The sequence below is a fragment of the Streptomyces sp. NPDC042002 genome, from assembly GCF_055588305.1.
Window position 1 is genome coordinate 87577 of record NZ_JBVJCT010000019.1, and the last position, 22425, is coordinate 110001.

Genomic DNA, 22425 nt, shown 5'->3' on the forward strand with positions numbered 1-22425 from the left:
GGCGAACGAGTGTTTTTGATCTTCGACGTACGTCTTCCCGCAGTTGGCGGCGTCGGAGGTCATGACCGCTCGTCGTTGGAGTGGTCTCCCTTGAGGACCGCTGGTCAGGCCTTCTGGCCAGCTCTTGCCATCTCCTGAAAGGGGACCTTGATGCGCCTCGCCGTTGGCGACACCGTCCGTGATCGCAGTGACAGCGCGATCGGGACCGTCATCAGCCTCGACAGCGGGAACACCCGGCTCGTCGTGGTGAACGTGCAGGGCGGCGCGATGCGCGTGACCTCCGGGCGGGACCTGGAGATCGTGCGTCGCAGCTCTCGGCCGCTGACCTCCAGGCACCGCCTTGTGGCGCTGCTCGTGGTCCTGGCCGGCCTCTTCGTCGGCTACGTCGCTGCTCACTCCGTCCACCTGCTGGGCGGAAGTTGGGTGCTGATGTACATGGCGGCCTTTGGGGCCTACATGACCTTCGAAGTCGGCTACCGCGTGGCACTTTTCGCGACTGGCCCGCAGCGCTACCGCGTCTGACTGACGCACTCGTACAACAGCCGGAAGCGGTGGCCGACGGGTCAAATCAGCCCACCGCGTTCTCCGGCTCTCCCATCCCATCCAAGGACCATGGAGAGATCAATGGACACCTACGTTGGCGAGCAGCAGGCCGTGAACGTCGATGAGTTCGAGGAGCTTGCCTACGGGGTCGGTAACGACTTCCGGGATCTGTTCCTCGGCCTTCCTGGCGAGGACTACGAGGAGCGGGCGGCGCGCGAGCAGGTGGCACGCGAGGTGCTCGCGGAGCTGCTGGAGTCGGGCCAGAACGGCGAGATCGACTTGCTGAACGCGATGTACGCGGCGCAGCTCGCCTGCGTGACGCCGTTGCGTACGCGCCGGATTGCCGCCCGCATGAACTCGGTGCGGACTGCAGCATGAACCTCCCGCACGTTGCTTCGCTGAGCAGCGACAACACATTGCTCCTGGCCGTACTGGCCCCTACAACGTGGCTGCTGTGGAAGGCAGTGCGCGGAGCGCGGCGACTCGGCGTGCGGGGGACACCCGCTGTCTGGGTTGCCGGAGTCGCTGCGATCGGCTGCACGGCATACAGCGCTGACACGTCCTGGCGGTTCGCCGCCGACTACTTGGACATGGGCAGCACCATCGAGCGAGCCGCGATGTTCGCGGCCGCCGAGTTGGCGCTGTTCGCCAACTCGCTCCTCGCCCGGCAGAACCTCAACGGCCCGAACGGAACGCCCGGTGCGCCGGGCGTCCTGGTCTGGGTGATCACCGGGGTTCAGGTCATTCCGGCGTACGCCGAGTCGGGCGTCATCGGCGGCACTGTACGAGCCTTCGTCGGCCCGATCATGGCCGCGATGCTCTGGCACCTGGCCATGGGCATCGAGCTTCGGCACCGCAAGCCCGACGCCGAATCTCGCGGACTGCTTTCGAGGCTGGGCAGGGAATTCCGCGAACGGTCTCTCTCCCGCCTCGGGATCGTTGAGCGGGACAGGGACGCAGCTCAGATCACGCGTGACCGCGCCACCCTGCGGGCGGTCGACCTGGCCGCCCGCCTTGCGCAGATGACCGCTGAGCAGCGTGGCAAGGGCCGCGGGAAGCGCACGGGCCGGCGCTTGTCGAAGGCCATCGCCCGCGCGTCTGTGGGCATGGACCGTGAACAGCGACGGAAACTGCTCGATCAGCTCGCGGCACGGAGGCACGCATCGAGCCTCGCCACGATCGATCTCCCCTCGCCATGGGACGAGTTTCGCCCCGACGCTGCGGCTTCCGCGCTGGCTTCCCAGACGCGAGAGCAGATGTATCGGGCGACCGAGGAAATCCGGAGCCAGGCCAAACCGCGGTTGCTCTTCGCCGACGTCGACCCAGCTCACGGGGTGGACACCGGGGAGCGTTCACCTGAACACCCTGCCCCTCATCCGCTGTCCACCGCAGGCCCTGACGAGGCGGAGAAGCTGAGCACGGAAGAGGCCAAGGCCGCCATCGAAGAGGGGTGGGTCAAAGGCCTCTCTGTCCGGCAGACAGCAGAGCGCGCCACCCGAGCCCCGAGCTACGTGCACGAGCGGTTCACCAAGCTCAGCGCCGAACACGGTCCTCGCCCCGCCCCTGACCAACTCGCCTTGGTGAACGGCAGCGGCAGAGAGGAGCCGGACAGTACTGGTCCCGCAGCGCCCTGAAGAGGGGCGTTGCTCAATCTCCCGCAGAGGATCGCCGTTGTGACCGACGAATCCCATACCCCCGTTGAGCAGACCAAGACGGAGGCCCCACCACCGGTCGTCGTGATCCTGATGGACGAAGCGCAGTGCTTCTTCGGCCAGGCCAGCGACCCGCTCTATGCCGAACTCGTCCGGCTCGTCATGCAGCCGCGACGCCCGTAGGCCCGTCCTGATTTTCCTTCACCGGTGCCCGGCCCTACCCGTCAAAGCAGCAGCCGGGCACCGGCTTTCCCTCCCGCAGTCGGAAGGAAGTGCCAGTGAAACACGAGGATTCTGACGATCACGAGCAGGAGCTCTTCGAGCGCCTGGAGAAAGAGATGGACCCCGAAGCCGAGCCGGACGCCGCCGACACTGGCGGCTCCGTACTCGACTTCACGAAAAGCAAGTTGGGCACCGGAGCGCCGACCGAGCCGGAAGACACGGGCTCGGAGAGCGCGAGCGATCCGGACGACATCATCAAGGTTGATCGCCCCGGCGGTCCGACCGGGCCCGGCTTGCTGGACCGAGTGTTTGGCGCCAAACGCCGCGCGGTCATCCCCGAGTGGACCCGGTCGTGGGACGAGTTCAACAAGGTAGGCAAGGGAGTGGCCGCGTACGGATGGCACGTAGCGGCCTACCACGCGGTACGTACGCCCTGGTACACACTGCGTCTCGTACTGCAGGCGCCACGCGGTGCCGCTCACTTCGTTGGCGACACGATCAAGTGGACCGTCGATGGGGAAGGCGAACCGCTGCGTCAGGTGGCAGCCTCAACCGACGACATCGAGAGCTACCTGAAGTTGTCCCGTCAGCGTGACCGGCGGGTTCGCTGGCGGACGGTAGTCAGTATCGGTGCCGGGATCGTGGGCCTGGCCACGGCGCTTTCGCTGTACGTGCTCGCCCCCAACTGGCTCCTCGCCACGGTGGGTTCAGTGGTAACCCTGGCCATGGGGCGGCTCGGACAGCCCGCTGACGCTCCGGTCGTCCACAGGGCTGTGGAAATCCCGAAGGTGACCAAGCTCACCAGTGACATCGTCCTTCGTGCTCTCGGAGCCCTCGGGATTCCGGCGATCAATCAGGCGCAGTCCAAGGGCGGTCCGGGGTTCAACTTCACTGCCCCGATCACCCGGGACGGCCCCGGGTGGCTTGCCGAGGGCGACCTCCCGTACGGCGTGACCGTGACGGACGTGATCGACCGTCGCGACAAGCTGGCTTCGGGCCTTCGCCGCCCGCTCGGGTGCGTATGGCCGGAGGCCGTGCCCGACGAGCACACGGGCCGTCTGCGTCTGTGGGTCGGCGATCAGGACATGTCGCAGACCAAGAAGGCGGAGTGGCCGCTCGAAAAGTCCGGGAGCGTGGACCTTTTCCAGCCCGTCAACTGGGGAACTGACCAGCGCGGCCGGTGGGTTGGGCTGACGATGATGTTCATCGCGGGCGTGATCGGTGCGATTCCGCGAATGGGGAAGACGTTCCTTCTGCGGCTCCTCATGCTGATCGCCGCTCTGGACGTACGTGCCGAGCTGCACACCTTCGACCTGAAGGGGACCGGCGACCTTGACCCGGTCGGCGATCGCGTTTCCTACCGGCACCGTGCCGGCGAGGAAGAGGCCGACATCGAGTACATGCTTGCCGACTTCCGGGAACTGCAGGGCGAGTTGCGTCGGCGAGCAAAGGTCATCCGCTCGCTGCCCCGGGACCTGTGCCCGGAGTCGAAGGTGACGACCGAACTCGCCAGCAGGCGGTCTCTTGGTCTCCACCCGATCGTGATCGGGGTCGACGAGTGCCAGATCCTCTTTGAGCACCCGAAGCACGGTGCGGAGTTCAAGGAGATCTGCACCGACCTCGTGAAGCGCGGACCGGCTACCGGGATCGTGCTCTTGCTCGCGACGCAGCGGCCGGACAAGGACGCCATCCCGACGTCCATCAGCGCCAACGCGTCGGCCCGCTGGTGTTTGAAGGTCATGGGCCAGATCGAGAACGACATGGTGCTTGGCACCGGCGCCTACAAGCGCGGCGTACGAGCCAACATGTTCGCCTGGGGAGACAAGGGCATCTGCTACTTCCTCGGCGAAGGAGCTGACGCTCGTATCGTCCGATCGGCGTTCATCAACGCTGTGGAGGCGGACCGTATCGCCCTCCGTGCTCGCGCCCTTCGCGAGCGTGCGGGCACTCTCGCCGGGCACGCGCTCGGCGAGCAGGCCGAAGCCGAGCAGGCCGTCTCGTACGACCTGCTGACCGACCTCCTCTCCGTCGTGCCGAACGGCGAATCGAAGGTCTGGTCCGAGGCCGTTCTCACACGGCTCGCGGAGCTGCGCCCCGAGGCGTACGGCGAGTGGACGGCGGAGCAACTGGCCGCAGCCATCAAGCCGTACGGCATCCGAACCACTCAGGTGTGGGGCATCACGGAGGACGGCAAGGGCGCGAACCGGCGCGGGATCAAGCGCACCGACCTCCTCAAGTCGGCTGCGGACCGTAACGGAAATGCCGACGCCGCGTAGCTCAACTCGCCGCTAGACCTAGCGGGCACCCCCGCTAGGTCTAGCACCCCCGCTAGCGGGCCATACCGGCTTTCACCTGCGAACTAGCTTCTAGCGGACCTCTTCCGAGCACCCCGAATCCTGGACAGAGAGGCCCTTTCATGCCCGCCTGGTTTCAGTTCCTGCCCGTCTTCATGATCGTCGCGCTCTGCTACGTCGCAATGTGCGCTGCGAGCCCGTTCGGCCCCTGCCGTAAGTGCAAGGGCTGGGGCTCGAAGGTCTCCACGTCTCGGTGGACGGGGCGGCTCAAGCGCGGCCGTGAGTGCCGTCGCTGCCACGGCTACGGCCAGCGCCTCCGCATAGGCCGCCGCATCTACAACCTCGTTTCCCGCCTTCGCCACGAAGGCACCCGCTGACCCTGCAGAAAGGCGCCTCCATGGCCTTCTCCATCTCCGCACTCGCACTGTTCGGCCTGCTGCTCGCGATGCTCGTGCGCTTCAAGGCCGTGGGCGTCGTCGTCGCCGTGGTCGCCGTTCTCTTCGGCTTCTACCTCGCCAGGAGCGGCGCGGCCCCCTCCGTCGACCAAGTCATGACCGCGCTCAAGGGCGCACTCAGCGGCCTTCTGAACTGACCTCTCCCCTTCCCACAACGAGCGAGGAGTCTCCGCATGACTGATCAGCTCACCAGCACCCGACCCTGTATCTCGCTGATGGCCTCGGGCGAACTCCGAGACGCACTGACCGCCATCGAGCTCGGCCAGGCCGCTACTGCCATTTCGGCGTTGCTGGCCATCGATGAAGAGTCCTGGCAGGCGATTGAGAAGCGTCTCGCAGCGGTCATCGGCAGCGACCTCCGCGCGCTTCTCCTGATCACAGCCGAGCGCCTGCCGCAGGCCTGACGGCCCTCTGCGCGGCTCCAACTCGCCTATGAGGTGGAGCCGTCGCAGAGGACCGGAAAGGCCGGCCCGCGCGTACTCGGAGGACGACGCCCCATGCCCAACCCCACCACCGCGTGGTTCCAGACCGTGGCCGAGAGCGTGAGCGCCCTCGGCACCGCCGCCCGTGAGTACTGGACTGCCCTCCAAGCGGCCACGGTCGCGAACTGGCACGTTGACCCGATCCGGCTGCTCCCTGTGGGCGGCGCGGTGAAGGTCCCCCGCCGGGACTACCTCAGCCCGCATGACGACGCCATGGTGAAGCTCGGCGATCTCTATGCCGAGCAGCACCAGGCCGTCAAAGCGCTGTACGAGAACACCGCGCTCGCGTACGCGCACGGGACCGCCCGGGTCCTTCTGTCCGTGCTAGAAGGCGAGCGCCCGATGTACATCGAGATGGACCGTCGAGACGGCCTGTACGTGGTGCCGACCGGCAGGATCCCTGACCTTTTCGAGCCGCTCGGTCAGTGGGTGAACAGCCCGCGGCTCGCCGTGCTCAGGGAACGGCTCATCGAGCGCGAGCGCGCTGCGGCAGAGCTCAGGGAGCTGTCGTTCTTCGAGGGCCTGGCGGAGTACGGCGACTCAGCAACGGCTGGCATCGCCGAGCGCGCGGCTGGGCTGGCGGACAGCGCTCTCGCGTACGGCGCGGAGGCCGAAAGCGCCATGCACTTCCTTCTTCTCGCGGCTCGTCTGAACCACATCTCGGAGGAGAGCCAGTGACGGCCGAGTCTCACGTCACCACGTCCCCCGGATCGAGCCACGGGGACCAGCACCAGCACGAGCGCATCCACGCCGAACACGGCACACGGAGCGCCTCGCAGCATCTCTGATTTCGCCCGGAGCAGCGGCCGACGGGTCAATGAAGCCCGCTGCTCCGGTCACTCCCATCCCATCCAAGAAACAGGAGGTGCCATCAGGATGCACCACATCACCCCTGGTCCGCTGCCCCGCGCCGCTTTCGAGGCGGTAGAGCGCGGTTGGCATGTCATCCCGCTCGTTCCCGGCGCAAAGCGCCCCGCAATCCGTTCGTGGGAGCAGCGCGCCACGACCGACCTTGACCGCGTCGCCGGTTGTTGGGCGGTGGGGGCCTTCAACGTGGGCGTCGTCGCCGGACCCTCGCGGCTCGTCGTCGTCGACCTGGACGTTCCCAAGCACGACGAGGACGCCCCGCCCATCGGAACCCCTTCGGCGGTGAAGGACGGCGCGGACGTCCTGGCGCTGCTCGCCGAGGAGCACGGCGAGAACTTCCCCACCGACACGTACTCCGTTCGTACGGCGAGCGGCGGCACGCACCTCTACTTCGAGGCGCCCGCCGAGGTAGAGCTCCGCAACACCGCTGGCACCCTCGGATGGAAGATCGACACCCGGGCGTGTGGCGGATACGTCGTTGGCGCGGGCAGCGTGATCGACGGGAAGCCGTACACGGTCGTCTGTGAGACGGCACCGGCTCTGCTGCCGGAGTGGCTGAGGAAGCGACTCGCGCCGGCCCCGCTGCCGCCGCAGGTCCGCACGCTCGCCTCGCTGGCGTACGAGAGCAAGACCGATGCCTACCTGGCCGCTGCCGTCTTCGCCGAGCTGCGGCGGGTCGCCCGAGCTGGTGAAGGCAAGCGCAACATCTCGCTCTACCTCGCTTCGGTGGCACTCGGTCAGCTCGTTGCAGGTGGCGAGCTGACCGAGGCGGACGTGACGGAGCGGCTCATGCGGGCCGCCGTCGGTGGCGGCCTGACGGATATCGAGGCGCGCCGCACCATCGCTTCCGGCCTCCGTGCCGGAGCGAGGAAGCCCCGCAACGTCGTACGGAGGGCAGCATGATGCGCAGCGTTCAGGAGACGTACCTCGGCTGGCACGAGCTGTCGCACATGAAGGATTGCGCGCGGCCGTCGTGGATGGTCGACGTCCGCGATGACGAGGCGTATCGCGCGTCGTACGCAGGGGCGCTCGAACGACATTCCTGCCTCAACGAGGACTGCGAGCACAGCGGCTCGTATCCCCGCACGACCGTTCGCGTGGTCTGCCTGTCCTGCCACACGGTTCACGTCATCAGCGGCGAGAGCGGCAGCAGCCGCGGTACGACCACGAAGGCAACGGGCTTCGGCCAGCCGCCGCACAAGGTTGCTGGCCTGTACGTGTGGCCGGGGGAGCCGTGGTTCGACGACGGGCCGCGCGAGTTTCTCGTGACGTGGAGCAAGCCGACGGGTCGCCTGGTGGAGGCGGACGTGATCGGCGAGATCTTCCAGGGGATCGGCCCGCGCGGCGGCAAGCAGTTCTCGGCAGGGGCGCTGCCGAATCCGAGCGGCGAATACGGGATCAGCGGAATCCGATGGAGCCGAGCCGAGACGAGGCTTCCCTCCCTGGCTGGTGCAGCGAAGTGGATTACCGCGCAGGTCCGCGACGAAAGTGACGAGGCGAAGTGAACGACGACCCGTACAACCCGCCTCACCTCCACTGGGCGCAGCCGACGCCGGAGCCTCAGGCACTCCAGCCCGCACAGCAGCGCATTCGAACGGCATGGACCGCCGACGAGCTGATGAACACGACGTTCCCGGAGCCCAAATGGGCAGTCCCCGGGCTCATCTCCGAAGGCGTCAACCTCCTTGCCGGTCCGCCGAAGGTGGGTAAGTCCTGGCTCTCCCTCGGCCTGGCCCTCTCGGTCGCGGCGGGCGGCACGGCCATGGACAGTGTGCCCGTCGAAGGCGGCCCGGTGCTCTACCTCGCTCTGGAGGACACCGCCCGCCGCCTGCAGACCCGCATGGGCAAGCTCCTCGCCGGGAACCGCGCGCCCTCGTCACTGACGCTGGCGACCTCATGTCCGCCGCTCCCTGTGGGCGGTAGCGAGGCCATCGCGCAGTGGTGCGAGCGCAATCCCGATGCACGCATGGTCGTGATCGACGTCTTCGCGAAGATGCGCGGCAACTCGGCTCCCGGAACCTCGGCGTATGACGCCGACTATGCGGCCGTCGGCCACGCGAAGCGCATCGCCGATCACTACGGCATCGCCGTCGTCCTCGTCCACCACGTTCGCAAGGCGGCATCGGATGACTTCCTCGCCGAGGTCTCCGGCACCAACGGCCTGGCCGGAGCCGCAGACGCCACGCTCGTACTCAAGCGCTCGCGCGGCCAGGCGGACGGCGTCCTGCACGTCACCGGCCGCGATGTGGACGAAGCCGAGTACGCCCTCCGCTTCCATCCGGAGGCCGGCGCCTGGCAGCTCCTCGATGGACCTGCTGCCGAGCACACCATTGGCGACAGCCGCGTGACGATCCTGCGCTACGTCCGCGAACACCCCGGAGCCAAGCCGAAGCAGATCGCCGAAGGGACCGGGCTCGCGTCCGATCTCGTACGGCAGACCTGCTCGCGCATGGCGAAAGACGTCCAGCTCATCCGCAAGGACGGGGGCTATGTCGTCCCCGGTGAGAACGGGGGACAGGCATGACGAGTCACACCAGTCACAGCGTCACCGCAGTCACTGTCACGGGCCCGAAGTTGCCGTGCCTCTTCCGTCCGGCGGAGATCGCCAAGGCTCTCGGAGTCTCCGAGTGGTGGCTGAAGGAGCAGGCACGGCAGCGGCGTATCCCGTTCACGCGGCTCGGTGGCGCCTACCGCTTCACGGCGGAGCACGTAGACGAGATCATCCGCTTCTTCGAGGAACGTCCGCTGCGGAGCCCGGAGGCTCTTCAGTCGCAGGAGGCTGCTCCTCGCCCCCGCCGCCAGCAGAAGCCCGTTCCGTCCACGCGTCTGCAGGCAAAGCCCCCGCGCCGGGCGAGCCAGCTCGCACCCTCACTCGCTGCTGCGTGAACCTGCAGGAAGGAGAAGGAAATTGGGATACGGCGAAAAGCGCGCGGGGTACTACCGGGCTCGATACTGGATCGGCCCCGCCCAGCTCCGCACGGTCGTGGATGCCAACGGTGAGACGGTGCGCTTCACCAACAAGCGCGACGCGGCGAAGGCGGCGAACGACCAAGAAGCCAAGGTCAGGGAGAAGGCCAAGGAGGCGGCCAAAGAGAACACGACGTATGACCCGGACGCCGGACGGGTCACCTTCGCCGAGTACGTCAATGGTTGGTACGAGGCGCAGGAACTTGCCGCTTCCACCATGCAGAACTACAAGCGGCACATCGAAGAACACCTTCTTCCGGCCTTCGGGGACAAGGCCATCGGCGATATCACGGCGAGGCACGTCGCGGTGTGGGAGAAGCAAGAGCGAGCAGTGCCCTACGCGGCTTCCAGCGTGAAGACGTGGCACGGCACGCTGCACCTCATTCTTGGCGATGCCGTGGATGAGGGGTTGCGGACGTCCAACCCGGCAGCGAAGCGGCGCGGACGAGGCAAGCGCGCAGGGCGTTCGCGGAACCGTGGTCCGGAGAAGGCAGTGACCGATGCACTCGGCATCGTGCTCATCGGTGAACGGGCCTCGCTGTTGTCCGGTCGAGACGATGAGTTCGTAGGAGTGGTGACGAAGGGGTTCACGGGCATTCGGTGGGGCGAACTCGTCGGCCTGGAAACCAAGTTCGTAAGGCCCCACGAGGTGCGGGTGGAGTGGCAGCTGTACGAGCTGGACTCTGGGGAGCTGCACCGCTGCCCGCCCAAGGATGACTCGTACCGGTCGATCGACTCCCCTCGGTTCCTGTCCTCGCTACACATGGATCACATCGCACGGACCAACCCCAAGCCGTGCGCGTGCCACGGGCTCACGTACATGTTCAGTGGGCATGGCGCGGCCAACCCGGCAACTCGCCAACCCGGACCGAAGTTGGTCGACGTCGCTCGTCACGCCGGAGTCTCGACGGGGACAGTCTCGAACGTCTTCAACCGGCCGGAGTCCGTCCCTGAGGCAACACGGGTCAAGGTGGAGTTGGCAGCCGCGGAGCTGGGCTACGTCCGCTTCGGACAGTCGGGGGAGTTGGCAGCCCACTGGCGGCGGAACGGGTTCGCAACGTGGCTCTTCCAGCCGGCCGCGACCGGCTGGTATCCGAAGAAGGCTCCCCAGGAAGCCCGTCCGGTTCCTGTGACGGCCGCCCCGTGGTCCGGAGTGCCCATTCGCGGGCGTAACTCCTCCGGGCGCGCTGAGGCGTGCTGGGTACCCATCGCGAAGGGGCTGACTCCGCACGGGCTTCGTCACGCGCATTCCACGTTGATGGAGGACCTCGGAACCCGCCCGATCCTCATCGATGAGCGTATGGGGCACGAGGACGGCTCGGTTCAAGCCCGCTACAAGCACATCACGGCAGGGATGAGGAGTCGGCTCATGGTGGGGTTGACCGAGCTGTGGGAGGAGGCGTTGGAAGCTCGACGGGCCATGTGCCCGAGGTCACCCGTCGCGGTACTCGATGTCTTGCTGAGCGCTCGGCAGTAGAGCCGCTGGGGAGTGGAGACCATGATCCACTCCCCAGCTCACTCCCCAGGCGTTCCAGAAACGAGTCAGGCCCGGTTTCCTGTGAAAGGAAACCGGGCCTGACCTGCGTTTTCAGCTGTCGGGGTGGCGGGATTTGAACCCACGACCTCTTCGTCCCGAACGAAGCGCGCTGCCAAGCTGCGCTACACCCCGATCGTCGCTGCTCTCGCGGCGACGTCGTTTACTTTAGCCCACCGCTGGCCTGAGACGAAATCCGGTTTTCGGGGCGTCGGACGCGGCGTCGGACCGGGTCGGGGCGCACGTGGTCGAGGACGACGATGAGGAGGGCCAGGGCGTAGAAGGCGATGCCGAGGATGGCGGTGTTGCCGAGGACGCCCCCGTATCCGTGCCGGTCCACGTCGATGAAGGGGTAGAGGTAGCGCGCCTGGGTCCCGGGCGACAGCATCGCACCGCGGGCGAGGCAGAAGGCCAGGTAGGCGAGGGGGTAGAGGAGCCAGGTCGCCGCGTTGCGGAGGGCCAGCGGGGTCGGGCGGGTCAGCAGCAGCCAGTCGAGGACCACGGCGATCGGCGTGACCGTGTGGAGGAGCTGGTTGGCGACCGTGTGCCAGCCGGAGAGCGTGTCGTTGCCTCCGGTCATGGAGAACGGGGTCGACTCGTTCGCCAGGATCAGGTGATAGACGAGGCCCGTGACCGAGATGTAGATCAGCGTGCCGCCCGTCAGTACCCCGGGCAGGGGCCGGCGGGCCGACCAGGCCCGGCGGGACGATGCCGCGAAGACCACGGCGACGAGCAGGTTGGTCTGGATCGTGAAGTAGCTCAGCACCCGGACCGGGTCGCCCAGCTTCATCTCGATGGCCACGCCCGCCGCCGCCGCGAGGGCCACGAGGACGCGGTAGGCCGCCGTGGCCCGGCGGCGGGTGGGAGCCACCACCGCCGTCGCGGGGACGAAGGAGTGGGTCGACGGGAGGATGCCCGGTATCGCGGGGAGATCGGGTATGTCCCTGGGCATGGGGGTGATCATGGCCCCACGTTAAGCGGATCGGGCGTTTCGGGCGATATGGGTCGACTGGGCGGGTTACTCCGGCCGTGGTGACGGCCCGCGGCGGCGGTTTCGTTTGCGTGGTTCCCGGCCCGCGTGGGGCATCGCAGTCGGGAATCGCCGCCGGAGCGGGCCCGGAGGCGCCCCCTACTTCTACTTCCGTTCCACCAGCGTCAGCAGCGACGCCTCAGGCGGGCACGCGAAGCGGACCGGTGTGTAGCGGTTCGTGCCACAGCCCGCCGAGACGTGCATGTACGACGTCCGGCCCTCCGCCGTATGCCGGGAGAGGCCCTTGACGCGGTCCGTGTCCAGGTCGCAGTTGGTGACGAAGGCGCCGTAGAAGGGGAGGCAGAGCTGGCCGCCGTGCGTGTGGCCCGCCAGGATCAGGGGGTAGCCGTCGGCCGTGAAGGCGTCCAGGGTGCGCAGGTACGGGGCGTGCACCACACCCATCGAGAAGTCGGCGGACTCGGACGGGCCGCCGGCCACGCGCGCGTAGCGGTCGCGCTTGATGTGCGGGTCGTCGAGGCCGGTCAGCTCGATCTCCGCGCCCTCGATCTTCAGCGTCCCCCGGGCGTTCGTCAGGTTCAGCCAGCCCGCGGTGTCGAAGCCGTCGCGCAGGTCACCCCACGGGTTGTGGATGGCGCCCACGACCGGCTTGTTGCCGTTCAGCCCGTGACGGCCGTGTGTCTTCTCGAACAAGTAGCGGGCCGGGTTGCGGAGTTTGGGGCCGTAGTAGTCGTTCGAACCGAAGACGTAGGCGCCCGGGAACTCCATCAGGGGGCCGAGCGCGTCCAGTACCTCGGGCACGCCCTCCGGATCCGAGAGGTTGTCCCCGGTGTTGATCACGAAGTCGGGGCGCAGGCCCGCCAGGGAGCGCAGCCAGCGCTGCTTCTTGCGCTGTCCGCTCACCATGTGGATGTCCGAGACCTGGAGGACGCGCAGCGGCCGCATCCCCGGCGGCAGGACCGGGACCGTCACCCGCCGCAGGCGGAAGGAACGGGCCTCGAACCCCGCCGAGTACAGCAGACCGGCGGCGCCCACCGCCGCGATTCCCAGGGGTACTCCGTATAGCGCGCGCATACGTCCATCGTGTCAGACCCCGACAAGCCCTCGTACCCGCCTGTGGACAACGCGGAAACCCGGAGCGAAGCCGCGGAGGGGAGGCGGAGAGGGGGCGGAGAGGTCGAGGGCTCTGAGAGGCCTCCGCACGAAACCGGGGCGGGCCGCGGGAGGCCTCTGGGTGCCCGTCAGGCGCGCTGCGAAATCAACAGGCGTCCGCAGCACCGCACCTGCGACACTGGACGGCATGACCACGCTCAAGTCGAAGTTGCAGGAAGACCTCAGCGCCGCGATCAAGGGGCGCGACGAGCTCCGCTCCTCGACGCTCCGGCTGACCCTCTCCGCGATCACCAACGAGGAGGTCGCGGGCAAGACCAAGCGCGAACTCTCCGACGACGAGGTGCAGAAGGTGATCGCCCGCGAGGCCAAGAAGCGTCGTGAGGCCGCCGAGGCCTTCACGCAGGGCGGGCGCCCCGAGTCGGCCGAGCGGGAGCGGGCGGAGGGCGAGGTGCTCGCCACCTATCTGCCCAAGCAGCTGTCCGACGACGAGCTTCAGCGGATCGTCGCCCAGGCCGTCGAGGAGGCGAAGGCGGCGGGTGCCGAGGGGCCGCGTGCCATGGGCCAGGTCATGAAGATCGTGAACCCGAAGGTGGCCGGCCTGGCCGAGGGCGGACGCGTCGCCGCCGTCGTGAAGCAGTTGCTCGCCGGCTGATTCCGTCGCCGGTTCCGGCTTCGGCTGCCGTGATCCCTGGTTTGTGCGGTGGCTGATTCCGCCGTCCTTTCCGGCTTCGGCTGCCGTGACCCCTGGTTTGTGCGGCGGCTGATTCCGCCGCCCTTTCCGGCTTCGGCTGCCTTCACCCCCGGTGCCTGGGCCGAATGATTCCGCCGCCGGTCCCGGGACCGGCTGACGCCACCGCCGGACCGGCCTCGCGGAACCCCGCTGGATCGGGACCTTCGTAGACCGGCCCAGTCGTGGTGTCTCCGCAAGCCCCGCGGGCAACGTGCCCGTGGACAACGCCCAGCCGTGGCACGCCCACCCCGTAACACCCCGAACGCCCTGTGGGCCAGGATCGACTCGACTCCTGGCCCACAGGGCGTTCGGGGTTCAGGCGCTCACGCGCCCGTTCCCGGCGTGCGGGTCAGTTGCGTTGGCCGCCGTCCCCGTTGCCGTTGCCGCTGTTCGTGTTGCCCTGGATCCATCCCTGGGGAAGGGAGAAGGAAGGCGTCGGGAAGACCACTCCACCGTCGGTCTGGCCGGTGTTGGTGTTCCCGTTCCCGTTCCCGTTCCCGTTCCCGCCGTTCCCGTTCCCGCCGTTTCCGTTCCCGCCGTTCCGGCCGTTGTTCCCGTCGTCCTGGCCCTTGCCCTTGTTCTTGTCGGGGTCGGGAATGTTGATCAGGTTGAAGGACGGGGCGTCCTTGCCCGCGAGAGCGCCTGTCATCAGGTCCCGCCAGATCGGGCCGGGGACCTGACCGCCGTACACCTTGTCGCGCCAGACGCCGCCGATACGGATGCTGGTCATCTGGACCTGCTGGGAGGCGCTGCCGACCCAGACCGCGCCGGCGAGGTTCGGCGTGTAGCCGACGAACCAGGCGTTCTTGCGCTCGTCCGTGGTACCCGTCTTACCGGCGTTGGCGCGGTCGGTGAGACCGGCCTGCTGGCCCGTACCGGAGTCGATCACACCGCTCAGCAGGCTGTTGACGGTGTCCGCGGTCTGCTCGGACATGGCCCGCGAGCAGGTCGACTTGGGCACGTCCAGGGACTTCTCGTGTCCGCCGATCTTCTGGCTGATCGACTCGATGGCGATCGGGGTGCAGTACATGCCGCGGGAGGCGAAGGCGGCGTAGGCCGTCGCCATGGTGAGCGGCGAGATGCCCTTGGCGCCCAGCGCGATGGAGGGCACCTGGGGGAGCTTGTCGCCGTTGCCCTGGACCACACCGAGCTTGTCGATCTGGTTCATCACCGGGCAGAGGCCGATGTCGGAGATCATCTGCACGAAGTAGGTGTTGACCGACTTGGCCATCGCCTCCTTCAGCTGGTACGGACCCTTCTCCGACGCGCTCTCGTTCGGGACCTGCTCGTTCGCCTGGTTCGTCCACGGCTTGCTGCCGCAGGTCTGTACGGGGCTGGGGTACGGCATCGAGTTCGGCGAGGAGTATTCCTGCGTCGCCGGACGGCCCTGCTCCAGCGCGGCCGCGGCCACGAACGGCTTGAACGTCGAACCGGTCGGGAAGCCGTAGTTCGAGCCGCCCATGTCGTAGTTGACCGAGTAGTTGTACTCGGTCTCGTTCTTTCCGGTGCCGTACGGCTTCGACTGGCCCATCCCGAGGATCTTCCCGGTGCCGGGCTCGACCAGGGTGGCCGCCGCCGCGACCTTGTCGGACCTGTAGACGTGATCCTTTATCGACGCCTGGATCGACGCCTGGGACTGCGGGTCGAGCGTCGTACGGATCGTCAGGCCGCCCTGGTTCCAGATCTTCGCCCGGTCCTCGCTGGTCTTGCCGAAGACCGGGTCCTTCAGGAAGACGTTCTCCACGTACTTGCAGAAGAAGCCGGCGCCCTTGACCGACGTGATGCAGCCGTTCTTCGGCTGGCTGACGTGCAGCCCGAGCTTCGTCGCCTTGGCGGTGTCGGCCTGCTCCTGGGAGATGTCGTGCACCTCGGCCATGCGCTCCAGCACCGTGTTGCGGCGCTTGGTGGCCTCCTCCTCGTCGTTGACCGGGTCGTACCGGCTCGGCGACTGGACGATGCCCGCGAGCATCGCCGACTCCTGGAGGTTCAGATCCTTGGCGGGCTTGGAGAAGTAGCGCTGGGAGGCGGCCTCGATGCCGTAAGCCTGCTCCCCGAAGAACGTGATGTTCAGGTAGTTCTCGAGGATCTTCTGCTTGCCCAGCTTCTCTTCCAGCTGGATCGCGTACTTGAGCTCGCGGATCTTGCGGCCGATGGTCTGCTGGGTGGCCTGGGCGACCTTGGTCGGGTCGTCGCCGGCCTCTTCCACGAAGTAGTTCTTCACCAGCTGCTGGGTCAGGGTGGAGGCGCCCTGGGCCACCCCGCCGTTCTGCGCGTTCTGGTTGACCGCGCGCAGGACGCCCTTGAGGTCGATCGCGCCGTGCTGGTAGAAGCGCGAGTCCTCGATCGCGACGATCGCCTTCTGCATGTAGGGCGAGATGTTCTTGAGGTCGATCACTGTGCGGTCGCGCGAGTAGACCGTCGCGATCTGACCGCCCTTGCTGTCCAGGATCGTGGTCCGCTGACTCAGCGACGGACTCTTCAGATTGTCCGGAATGTCATCGAACCCCTGGACCGAGCCCTTGGCCGCCAGGCCGAGCGCGCCCGCGGCGGGCAGCGCGATTCCGGCCATGACGGCGCCCGCGAGCACGCTGACACCGAGGAACTTGGCGGCCTGCTGCGTAGTGGACAGACCACCGCCCGAGCGCTTCTTTGGCATGAGGGCAGCCTACGTTCTCATTCGCCGGACACGCGTATATGCCTTGGCCTAAGCTGCTCTCAACTGTCACAGCAGTGCGGCCACGTATCAATACGTCCGGCGAACCCGAATCGTTCCGGAGGTTCCGCGTTCTTGTGGAGCGCGTGTCCGAATCAGCCTTGTGTGTCACATGGCGTCCGTTGTGACTCGACTGAACTGTCCGGGTTTGCCGGGATAGTCGCGCATGTCCTCGGCTCACTCCCCCGGGTGATCTGCCGCTTACGCATAGTCCGTTCGGGCCATTCAAGATTGGGCCCGAAGGGGGTGTTGCGCTGTGCCCACCTTCCGTAACGTCCTCAACTGGCGGCGGTGAATATGCCGCTGCCGCCGTGGGGGAGCCTCGATTCGGGAGAGGACGGCGCCGGTATGGGCTGGGTAACCGACTGGAGTGCGCAGGCGGCCTGCCGCACTACCGATCCAGATGAACTGTTCGTTCAAGGAGCAGCGCAGAACAGGGCCAAGGCGGTGTGCACCGGATGTCCGGTTCGCACGGAGTGCCTCGCCGACGCGCTCGACAACCGCGTCGAATTCGGCGTGTGGGGTGGCATGACCGAGCGTGAGCGCCGCGCATTGCTGCGCCGCCGGCCGACCGTCACCTCGTGGCGACGCCTGCTCGAGACCGCGCGTACGGAGTACGAGCGCGGCGCGGGCCTGCTGCCCCTCGACGAGGAAGAGGTGTACGAGCGCTACGCGGCGGTGGGCTGAGGGAAGTTCGCCCTTCGGGGCAGGACGCCACCCTCGGGCCTCTCAGGCCCGTCCGGACCCTTCCAGGGCCCGTCCGGTGCCGCGGAGGCCCGGCAGGGCTGAGGGCGTCCCCTCAGGGCCTCCGCGCCATGCTCAGCTTTCGGGCAGCTCCGGCCGGTGGGCCGCGAGCCGGTTCCCGATGTCCCGCAGCCCGGCGAGATCGTGTACGTCACCGGGCAGCGCGGCCACTTCGGCCACCGGCACCTCCGGGTGGCGCGCGGCGAAGCGGTCACGCGTGCGCTGCTCGCGGGAGAGCAACTGCATGCGCTCGGCGTGGAGTCTCAACAAACCTGCGGTGAGTTGGTCGATGGATCGCTCGGGGTCCGTGGCGGCGGTCCGGTCCGTAGCGGTGGTGCGTTCCGTGGGGGCTGTCCTGTCCGTGGCGGCGGGGGAGCCTTCGTCAGGATCTGATGTCTCGGAAGCCGGTGATTCTGAACTGCCGTACGTGTCGGGAGAGTTACGAAGTCCAGCTTTCCCGTCCCCCTGATCCACAATGCGGGCGTCGTCAAGATTTTCCGCGTCGGCGGAGTCAAGCTCCTCCGCGGCGGCGAGCGCCCGCTCGGCGGACAGCCGGGCGGCCCCGCTGCCGTGCACCCGGTTGAGTACCAGCCCGGCGAACGGCATGTCCTCCGCGGCCAGCCGCTGCACGAAGTACGCGGCCTCGCGCAGCGCGTCCCGCTCGGGCGCCGCCACCACGAGGAAGGCGGTGCCGGGCGCCTGGAGCAGCTTGTACGTGGCGTCCGCCCGCGTGCGGAAACCGCCGAAGGTGGTGTCCATGGCCGCGACGAACGTCTGGACGTCCTTGAGGAGCTGGCCCCCGAGCAGCTTGCCCAGGGTGCCGGTCATCATCGACATGCCGACGCTCAGGAACTTCATGCCCGCCCGGCCGCCCAGCTTCGCCGGCGCCGTCAGCAGCCGGATCAGCCGCCCGTCGAGGAAGGACCCGAGCCGCTTCGGGGCGTCCAGGAAGTCCAGTGCCGAGCGGGACGGCGGCGTGTCGACCACGATCAGGTCCCACTCGTCGCGGGCCCGCAACTGGCCCAGCTTCTCCATCGCCATGTACTCCTGCGTGCCCGCGAAGCCCGCCGAAAGCGACTGGTAGAAGGGGTTGTTGAGGATGGCGGCGGCCCGGTCGCCGTCCGCGTGCGCCTCGACGATCTCGTCGAACGTGCGCTTCATGTCGAGCATCATGGCGTGCAGCTCGCCGCTCCCCTCGACGCCCTTCACCCGGCGCGGGGTGTTGTCGAGGGAGTCGATGCCCATGGACTGCGCCAGCCTGCGCGCGGGGTCGATGGTGAGCACGACCACCTTGCGGCCGCGCTCCGCGGCACGCAGCCCGAGGGCCGCCGCCGTGGTCGTCTTGCCGACGCCGCCCGAGCCGCAGCACACCACGATGCGGGTCTTCGGGTCGTCGAGCAGCGGGTCGAGATCGAGGACGCGGGCGGGGTCCAGGCTCATGACATCCCTTGCTTACGCAGCTGTGCGGCCAGTTCGTACAGGCCCGCCAGATCCAGGCCCTCGGCGAGCAGCGGGAGTTCGCGCAGCGGCAGGCCCAGTTCGGTCAGTACGCCCCGCTGCTCGGTCTCCAGGGCGTACCGCTCGGCGTACTCCTCGGCCTGCTGGAGGAGCGGTTCCACCAGCCGTTCGGCCCGTCCGCCGCGCCGCGCGCCGCCGAGGCCGGCCGCGGAGAGCGATTTGGCGATCGCCGTACGGGGAGCGGCCTCCACGAGTGCCAGGTCGGCGTCGTCGAGGAGCGCCGGGCGCACCATGTTCACGATGATCCGGCCCACCGGAAGCTTCGCGGCACGCAGCTCCGCGATCCCGTCCGCGGTCTCCTGTACGGGCATCTCCTCCAGCAGCGTCACCAAGTGGACCTCCGTCTCCGGGGACTTGAGGACGCGCATGACGGCCTGGGCCTGATTGTGTATCGGGCCGATCTTCGCGAGGCCGGCGACCTCGTCGTTGACGTTCAGGAAGCGGGTGATGCGGCCGGTGGGGGGTGCGTCCATCACCACGTAGTCGTACGTGAAGCGACCGCTCTTCTCCTTGCGCCGCACCGCCTCGCAGGCCTTGCCGGTGAGGAGCACGTCCCGCAGTCCGGGCGCGATGGTGGTCGCGAAGTCGATCGCGCCGAGCTTTTTCAGGGCGCGGCCGGCGCCGCCCAGTTTGTAGAACATCTGGAGGTAGTCCAGCAGCGCCAGTTCGGGGTCGATGGCTAGGGCGTACACCTCCCCGCCCCCTGGAGCGACGGCGATCTTCCGCTCCTCGTAGGGCAGCACTTCTGTCTCGAAGAGCTGCGCGATGCCCTGTCTGCCCTCGACCTCGACGAGGAGGGCGCGCTTGCCCTCGGTCGCGAGGGCGAGCGCGAGGGCCGCGGCTACCGTGGTCTTGCCGGTACCGCCCTTGCCGCTGACGACCTGGAGCCTGCTCACGTATTCGAGCCTAACCAGTCCGCCGCCGGAGTAAGCAGGAGGCTGTGGACAAGCTGCGCTTTCGGGGGCGGGGCGGGGTGGGTGGCTCGGGCGGGAGACGGCGGTCCTCAACGGCTACAGTCGGCCACATGACCAAATGGGAATACTCCACTGTGCCGCTGCTCGTCCATGCCACGAAGCAGATTCTGGACACCTGGGGCGAGGACGGCTGGGAGCTGGTCCAGGTCGTGCCCGGGCCGAACAACCCCGAGCAGCTGGTTGCCTACCTGAAGCGCGAGAAGTCCGCGTGAGCGGGGCGGTCGAGGCGAAGCTCGCCGAACTCGGGCTGACCCTTCCGGGCGTCGTGCCGCCGCTGGCCGCGTACCAGCCCGCCGTGCAGTCGGGCGTGTACGTGTACACCGCCGGGCAGCTTCCGATGGTGGACGGGAAGCTTCCGGTCACCGGGAAGGTGGGCGCCGAGGTCACCGCCGAGGAGGCCAAGGAGCTCGCCCGTACGTGTGCGCTGAACGCGCTGGCGGCGGTGAAGTCGGTCGTGGGCGACCTCGACCGCATCGCGCGTGTCGTGAAGGTCGTGGGCTTCGTGGCCTCGGCGTCGGACTTCACCGGGCAGCCGGGTGTGCTGAACGGCGCGAGTGAGCTGCTGGGCGCGGTGCTCGGCGACAAGGGTGTGCACGCGCGGAGCGCGGTCGGTGTGGCCGTGCTGCCGCTGGACGCGCCGGTCGAGGTCGAGATCCAGGTGGAGCTCACGCACGCGTAGTCCTCCGGGCGTCTTCGGGTGCCTGGTTCGTCGTGGGCCGGGGCCGTGCCGGTACGTCAGGGATGCACCGGCACGGCCCCTTCCGTACGTACACGTCCCAGCCTCTCCGGCGTTTGACGAGCGGGTCTGAGCGGACCCCGGAGGCGGGAAGGGCGGGGGCGGAGGGGGCGAGGAACGCTTGTCGGGGCGGTGGGGCCTCGAACATCCGCCCGGCTCGGGATAGCCTCCGGCCATGGGGAATGGGCAATGGTTTCCGGCGGAGTGGCCGGAGCGGATTCGGGCACTCGCCGAGGGCACGCTGACGCCGGTCACGCCCCGGCGCGCCGCCACCGTGATGCTGGTCAAGGACACCGAGGCCGGTCCCGTGGTCCACATGCTGCGCCGACGCGCCTCCATGGCCTTCGCCGGAGGCGCGTACGCGTATCCGGGCGGCGGCGTGGACCCGCGCGACGACGAGCACCAGATCCGCTGGGCGGGGCCCGCGCGCGCGTGGTGGGCCGAGCGGCTCGGCGTGGACGAGACCTCCGCCCAGGCCGTCGTGTGCGCGGCCGTACGGGAGACGTACGAGGAGGCGGGCGTCCTGCTCGCCGGCCCCGGCCCGGACACCGTGGTCGGTGACACGACGGGGGACGACTGGGAGGCGGACCGGGCGGCCCTGGTCGCCAGGGACCTGTCCTTCGCGGAGTTCCTCGACCGCAGAGGGCTCGTGCTCCGCTCGGACCTGCTCGGGGCCTGGGCCCGCTGGATCACCCCGGAGTTCGAGTCCCGCCGCTACGACACGTGGTTCTTCGTGGCCGTCCTCCCGGAGGGCCAGCGCACACGGAACGCCTCCACGGAGGCCGACCGCACGGTGTGGATCCGTCCGGCCGACGCGGCGGCCGGCTACGACAAGGGCGAGCTGCTGATGATGCCGCCCACCATCGCGACCCTGCGCGGGATCGTGGAGTACGAGAGGGCCGCCGACGCCCTCGCCGCCGCGCCCGCCCGTGATCTGGCCCCCGTCCTGGCCAAGGCACGCCTTGAGGAGGGCGAGGTCGTCCTCTCCTGGCCAGGACACGACGAGTTCACCAAGCACATCCCGACCGGCGGAGCGTCCGCATGACCGACGCGGCAGCCCTCCCCGGCCAGCCGCGAGGCGCGGTCCTCTCCGGCCCCGCCACCGCGCGCGCGGTGAACGTCCTCGCCCCCAACGCCTCCGCGATGACCCTGGACGGCACGAACACGTGGATCGTGTCCGAGCCGGACTCCGAGCTCGCGGTCGTCATCGACCCCGGGCCCCTGGACGACGTACATCTGCGTACTGTCCTGGACACGGCCGAGAAGGCCGGAAAGCGTGTCGCGCTGACCCTGCTCACGCACGGGCATCCCGATCACGCGGAGGGCGCGTCGAGGTTCGCCGAGCTGTCGGGGACCGGCGTCCGCGCCCTGGACCCCGCGCTGCGGCTGGGGGACGAGGGACTGGCCGCCGGAGACGTGATCAGCCTCGGCGGGCTCGAGCTGCGCGTCGTGTCGACCCCGGGGCACACCGCAGACTCGCTGTGCTTCCATCTCCCGGCCGACCGGGCCGTCCTGACCGGGGACACCGTCCTGGGGCGCGGGACGACCGTGGTGGCCCATCCCGACGGGCGTCTGGGCGACTATCTCGACTCCCTGCGCCGGCTCCGCTCCCTGACGGTCGACGACGGCGTCCACACCGTGCTGCCCGGTCACGGGCCCGTCCTCGAGGACGCGCAGGGCGCGGTCGAGTTCTATCTCGCCCATCGCGCCCACCGGCTCGCCCAGGTCGAGACCGCCGTCGAGAACGGCTACCGGTCGCCGGACGAGGTCGTCGCGCGCGTCTACGCGGACGTGGACCGGTCGTTGTGGCCCGCGGCCGAGCTGTCGGTGCGGGCGCAGATGGAATATCTGCGGGAGCACGGGCTCATCTAGGACAGGCACTGGGCCGGCGCG

The 22425-nt window shown here is 68.5% G+C and carries 24 protein-coding genes, 1 tRNA gene and 1 pseudogene; 20 read left to right on the top strand and 6 right to left on the bottom strand.

Features of this window, described 5'->3' with window-relative positions:
- The first annotated feature begins 150 nt into the window (after positions 1–150).
- From ACZ6KY_RS25920 to ACZ6KY_RS25985, 14 genes and pseudogenes are all read left to right on the top strand, one after another.
- Entirely contained in the window at positions 151–522 is a 372-nt protein-coding gene (locus tag ACZ6KY_RS25920; protein WP_469312678.1) for a hypothetical protein, read from the top strand.
- 102 nt (positions 523–624) lie between these two features.
- Complete coding sequence (locus ACZ6KY_RS25925) at positions 625–921, top strand: hypothetical protein (RefSeq protein WP_469312679.1); 297 nt, start codon at positions 625–627, stop codon at positions 919–921.
- Positions 918–1769: pseudogene (locus ACZ6KY_RS25930) on the top strand (hypothetical protein); the annotation flags it as partial. The gene ACZ6KY_RS25925 and the pseudogene ACZ6KY_RS25930, both read left to right, overlap by 4 nt.
- 447 nt (positions 1770–2216) lie before the next feature.
- On the top strand, positions 2217–2378 hold the full coding sequence (locus ACZ6KY_RS25935) for a hypothetical protein (protein WP_469312680.1): 162 nt from the start codon (positions 2217–2219) through the stop codon (positions 2376–2378).
- 95 nt (positions 2379–2473) lie between these two features.
- Entirely contained in the window at positions 2474–4693 is a 2220-nt protein-coding gene (locus ACZ6KY_RS25940; protein ID WP_469312681.1) for a cell division protein FtsK, read from the top strand.
- A gap of 140 nt (positions 4694–4833) precedes the next feature.
- The gene (locus ACZ6KY_RS25945) at positions 4834–5088 is read left to right on the top strand and encodes a hypothetical protein (RefSeq protein WP_469312682.1); all 255 of its coding nucleotides are present in this window, start codon (positions 4834–4836) and stop codon (positions 5086–5088) included.
- A gap of 20 nt (positions 5089–5108) precedes the next feature.
- The gene (locus ACZ6KY_RS25950) at positions 5109–5303 is read left to right on the top strand and encodes a hypothetical protein (protein ID WP_469312683.1); all 195 of its coding nucleotides are present in this window, start codon (positions 5109–5111) and stop codon (positions 5301–5303) included.
- Between the two features lie 36 nt (positions 5304–5339).
- Positions 5340–5570, top strand: coding sequence for a hypothetical protein (locus tag ACZ6KY_RS25955; RefSeq protein WP_469312684.1), 231 nt, complete (start codon positions 5340–5342; stop codon positions 5568–5570).
- 93 nt (positions 5571–5663) lie between these two features.
- Positions 5664–6326: a hypothetical protein gene (locus tag ACZ6KY_RS25960; RefSeq protein ID WP_469312685.1), complete on the top strand. Its 663-nt coding sequence runs from the start codon at positions 5664–5666 to the stop codon at positions 6324–6326.
- 198 nt (positions 6327–6524) lie between these two features.
- Positions 6525–7418 carry a bifunctional DNA primase/polymerase gene (locus ACZ6KY_RS25965; RefSeq protein ID WP_469312686.1) on the top strand — a complete coding sequence of 298 codons (894 nt, stop codon included), beginning with the start codon at positions 6525–6527 and terminating at the stop codon, positions 7416–7418.
- Positions 7415–8020 (top strand): hypothetical protein, encoded by a 606-nt coding sequence (locus ACZ6KY_RS25970; RefSeq protein ID WP_469312687.1) that lies wholly within the window; start codon positions 7415–7417, stop codon positions 8018–8020. Before ACZ6KY_RS25965 ends, ACZ6KY_RS25970 begins: the two co-directional genes overlap by 4 nt.
- Positions 8017–9039, top strand: coding sequence for an AAA family ATPase (locus tag ACZ6KY_RS25975; protein WP_469312688.1), 1023 nt, complete (start codon positions 8017–8019; stop codon positions 9037–9039). Before ACZ6KY_RS25970 ends, ACZ6KY_RS25975 begins: the two co-directional genes overlap by 4 nt.
- Positions 9036–9401, top strand: a complete 366-nt coding sequence (locus tag ACZ6KY_RS25980; RefSeq protein WP_469312689.1) for a helix-turn-helix domain-containing protein — start codon at positions 9036–9038, stop codon at positions 9399–9401. The genes ACZ6KY_RS25975 and ACZ6KY_RS25980 overlap by 4 nt, the downstream gene beginning before the upstream one ends.
- A gap of 22 nt (positions 9402–9423) precedes the next feature.
- Complete coding sequence (locus ACZ6KY_RS25985; RefSeq protein WP_469312690.1) at positions 9424–10959, top strand: LacI family DNA-binding transcriptional regulator; 1536 nt, start codon at positions 9424–9426, stop codon at positions 10957–10959.
- A 118-nt stretch (positions 10960–11077) separates the two neighbouring features.
- Here the strand turns inward: ACZ6KY_RS25985 and ACZ6KY_RS25990 are convergent.
- The 3 genes from ACZ6KY_RS25990 to ACZ6KY_RS26000 form a co-directional block, all read right to left on the bottom strand.
- Positions 11078–11151 (bottom strand) — tRNA-Pro (locus ACZ6KY_RS25990).
- 28 nt (positions 11152–11179) lie between these two features.
- On the bottom strand, positions 11180–11968 hold the full coding sequence (locus tag ACZ6KY_RS25995) for a Pr6Pr family membrane protein (RefSeq protein ID WP_469312691.1): 789 nt from the start codon (positions 11966–11968) through the stop codon (positions 11180–11182).
- A gap of 183 nt (positions 11969–12151) precedes the next feature.
- Positions 12152–13078, bottom strand: a complete 927-nt coding sequence (locus ACZ6KY_RS26000) for a metallophosphoesterase (protein WP_469312692.1) — start codon at positions 13076–13078, stop codon at positions 12152–12154.
- Between the two features lie 226 nt (positions 13079–13304).
- Here ACZ6KY_RS26000 and ACZ6KY_RS26005 point away from each other — a divergent pair, with 226 nt between their 5' ends.
- The gene (locus ACZ6KY_RS26005; protein WP_469312693.1) at positions 13305–13769 is read left to right on the top strand and encodes a GatB/YqeY domain-containing protein; all 465 of its coding nucleotides are present in this window, start codon (positions 13305–13307) and stop codon (positions 13767–13769) included.
- A 427-nt stretch (positions 13770–14196) separates the two neighbouring features.
- Here the strand turns inward: ACZ6KY_RS26005 and ACZ6KY_RS26010 are convergent, their stop codons facing one another.
- Complete coding sequence (locus tag ACZ6KY_RS26010; RefSeq protein ID WP_469312694.1) at positions 14197–16503, bottom strand: transglycosylase domain-containing protein; 2307 nt, start codon at positions 16501–16503, stop codon at positions 14197–14199.
- A gap of 405 nt (positions 16504–16908) precedes the next feature.
- Between ACZ6KY_RS26010 and wblA the strand changes: the two genes are divergently transcribed.
- The gene (wblA, locus tag ACZ6KY_RS26015) at positions 16909–17247 is read left to right on the top strand and encodes a transcriptional regulator WblA (protein WP_028799159.1); all 339 of its coding nucleotides are present in this window, start codon (positions 16909–16911) and stop codon (positions 17245–17247) included.
- A 132-nt stretch (positions 17248–17379) separates the two neighbouring features.
- Here the strand turns inward: wblA and bagB are convergent, their stop codons facing one another.
- On the bottom strand, positions 17380–18744 hold the full coding sequence (gene bagB / locus ACZ6KY_RS26020) for an ATPase BagB (RefSeq protein WP_469312695.1): 1365 nt from the start codon (positions 18742–18744) through the stop codon (positions 17380–17382).
- Positions 18741–19718, bottom strand: a complete 978-nt coding sequence (gene bagA, locus ACZ6KY_RS26025) for an ATPase BagA (RefSeq protein ID WP_469312696.1) — start codon at positions 19716–19718, stop codon at positions 18741–18743. Before bagA ends, bagB begins: the two co-directional genes overlap by 4 nt.
- A gap of 128 nt (positions 19719–19846) precedes the next feature.
- On the opposite strand from bagA, the gene ACZ6KY_RS26030 reads away from it, so the two are divergent.
- The 4 genes from ACZ6KY_RS26030 (at position 19847) to ACZ6KY_RS26045 (ending at position 22404) form a co-directional block, all read left to right on the top strand.
- Positions 19847–20008 carry a DUF4177 domain-containing protein gene (locus ACZ6KY_RS26030; RefSeq protein WP_261704751.1) on the top strand — a complete coding sequence of 54 codons (162 nt, stop codon included), beginning with the start codon at positions 19847–19849 and terminating at the stop codon, positions 20006–20008.
- Positions 20005–20475 carry a RidA family protein gene (locus ACZ6KY_RS26035; protein WP_261704750.1) on the top strand — a complete coding sequence of 157 codons (471 nt, stop codon included), beginning with the start codon at positions 20005–20007 and terminating at the stop codon, positions 20473–20475. The genes ACZ6KY_RS26030 and ACZ6KY_RS26035 overlap by 4 nt, the downstream gene beginning before the upstream one ends.
- Before the next feature lie 232 nt (positions 20476–20707).
- Complete coding sequence (locus tag ACZ6KY_RS26040) at positions 20708–21577, top strand: NUDIX hydrolase (RefSeq protein WP_469312697.1); 870 nt, start codon at positions 20708–20710, stop codon at positions 21575–21577.
- Positions 21574–22404, top strand: coding sequence for an MBL fold metallo-hydrolase (locus ACZ6KY_RS26045; RefSeq protein WP_469312698.1), 831 nt, complete (start codon positions 21574–21576; stop codon positions 22402–22404). The genes ACZ6KY_RS26040 and ACZ6KY_RS26045 overlap by 4 nt, the downstream gene beginning before the upstream one ends.
- The last annotated feature ends 21 nt before the right edge of the window (positions 22405–22425 follow it).

Coding starts and splice junctions, on each gene's coding strand:
- ACZ6KY_RS25920 (WP_469312678.1), top strand. CDS start 151: ATGCGCCTCGCCGTTGGCGACACCGTCCGTGATCGCAGTGACAGCGCG.
- ACZ6KY_RS25925 (WP_469312679.1), top strand. CDS start 625: ATGGACACCTACGTTGGCGAGCAGCAGGCCGTGAACGTCGATGAGTTC.
- ACZ6KY_RS25945 (WP_469312682.1), top strand. CDS start 4,834: ATGCCCGCCTGGTTTCAGTTCCTGCCCGTCTTCATGATCGTCGCGCTC.
- ACZ6KY_RS25950 (WP_469312683.1), top strand. CDS start 5,109: ATGGCCTTCTCCATCTCCGCACTCGCACTGTTCGGCCTGCTGCTCGCG.
- ACZ6KY_RS25955 (WP_469312684.1), top strand. CDS start 5,340: ATGACTGATCAGCTCACCAGCACCCGACCCTGTATCTCGCTGATGGCC.
- ACZ6KY_RS25960 (WP_469312685.1), top strand. CDS start 5,664: ATGCCCAACCCCACCACCGCGTGGTTCCAGACCGTGGCCGAGAGCGTG.
- ACZ6KY_RS25965 (WP_469312686.1), top strand. CDS start 6,525: ATGCACCACATCACCCCTGGTCCGCTGCCCCGCGCCGCTTTCGAGGCG.
- ACZ6KY_RS25970 (WP_469312687.1), top strand. CDS start 7,415: ATGATGCGCAGCGTTCAGGAGACGTACCTCGGCTGGCACGAGCTGTCG.
- ACZ6KY_RS25980 (WP_469312689.1), top strand. CDS start 9,036: ATGACGAGTCACACCAGTCACAGCGTCACCGCAGTCACTGTCACGGGC.
- ACZ6KY_RS25995 (WP_469312691.1), bottom strand. CDS start 11,968: ATGCCCAGGGACATACCCGATCTCCCCGCGATACCGGGCATCCTCCCG.
- ACZ6KY_RS26000 (WP_469312692.1), bottom strand. CDS start 13,078: ATGCGCGCGCTATACGGAGTACCCCTGGGAATCGCGGCGGTGGGCGCC.
- ACZ6KY_RS26005 (WP_469312693.1), top strand. CDS start 13,305: ATGACCACGCTCAAGTCGAAGTTGCAGGAAGACCTCAGCGCCGCGATC.
- ACZ6KY_RS26010 (WP_469312694.1), bottom strand. CDS start 16,503: ATGCCAAAGAAGCGCTCGGGCGGTGGTCTGTCCACTACGCAGCAGGCC.
- wblA (WP_028799159.1), top strand. CDS start 16,909: ATGGGCTGGGTAACCGACTGGAGTGCGCAGGCGGCCTGCCGCACTACC.
- bagB (WP_469312695.1), bottom strand. CDS start 18,744: ATGAGCCTGGACCCCGCCCGCGTCCTCGATCTCGACCCGCTGCTCGAC.
- ACZ6KY_RS26030 (WP_261704751.1), top strand. CDS start 19,847: ATGACCAAATGGGAATACTCCACTGTGCCGCTGCTCGTCCATGCCACG.
- ACZ6KY_RS26040 (WP_469312697.1), top strand. CDS start 20,708: ATGGGGAATGGGCAATGGTTTCCGGCGGAGTGGCCGGAGCGGATTCGG.
- ACZ6KY_RS26045 (WP_469312698.1), top strand. CDS start 21,574: ATGACCGACGCGGCAGCCCTCCCCGGCCAGCCGCGAGGCGCGGTCCTC.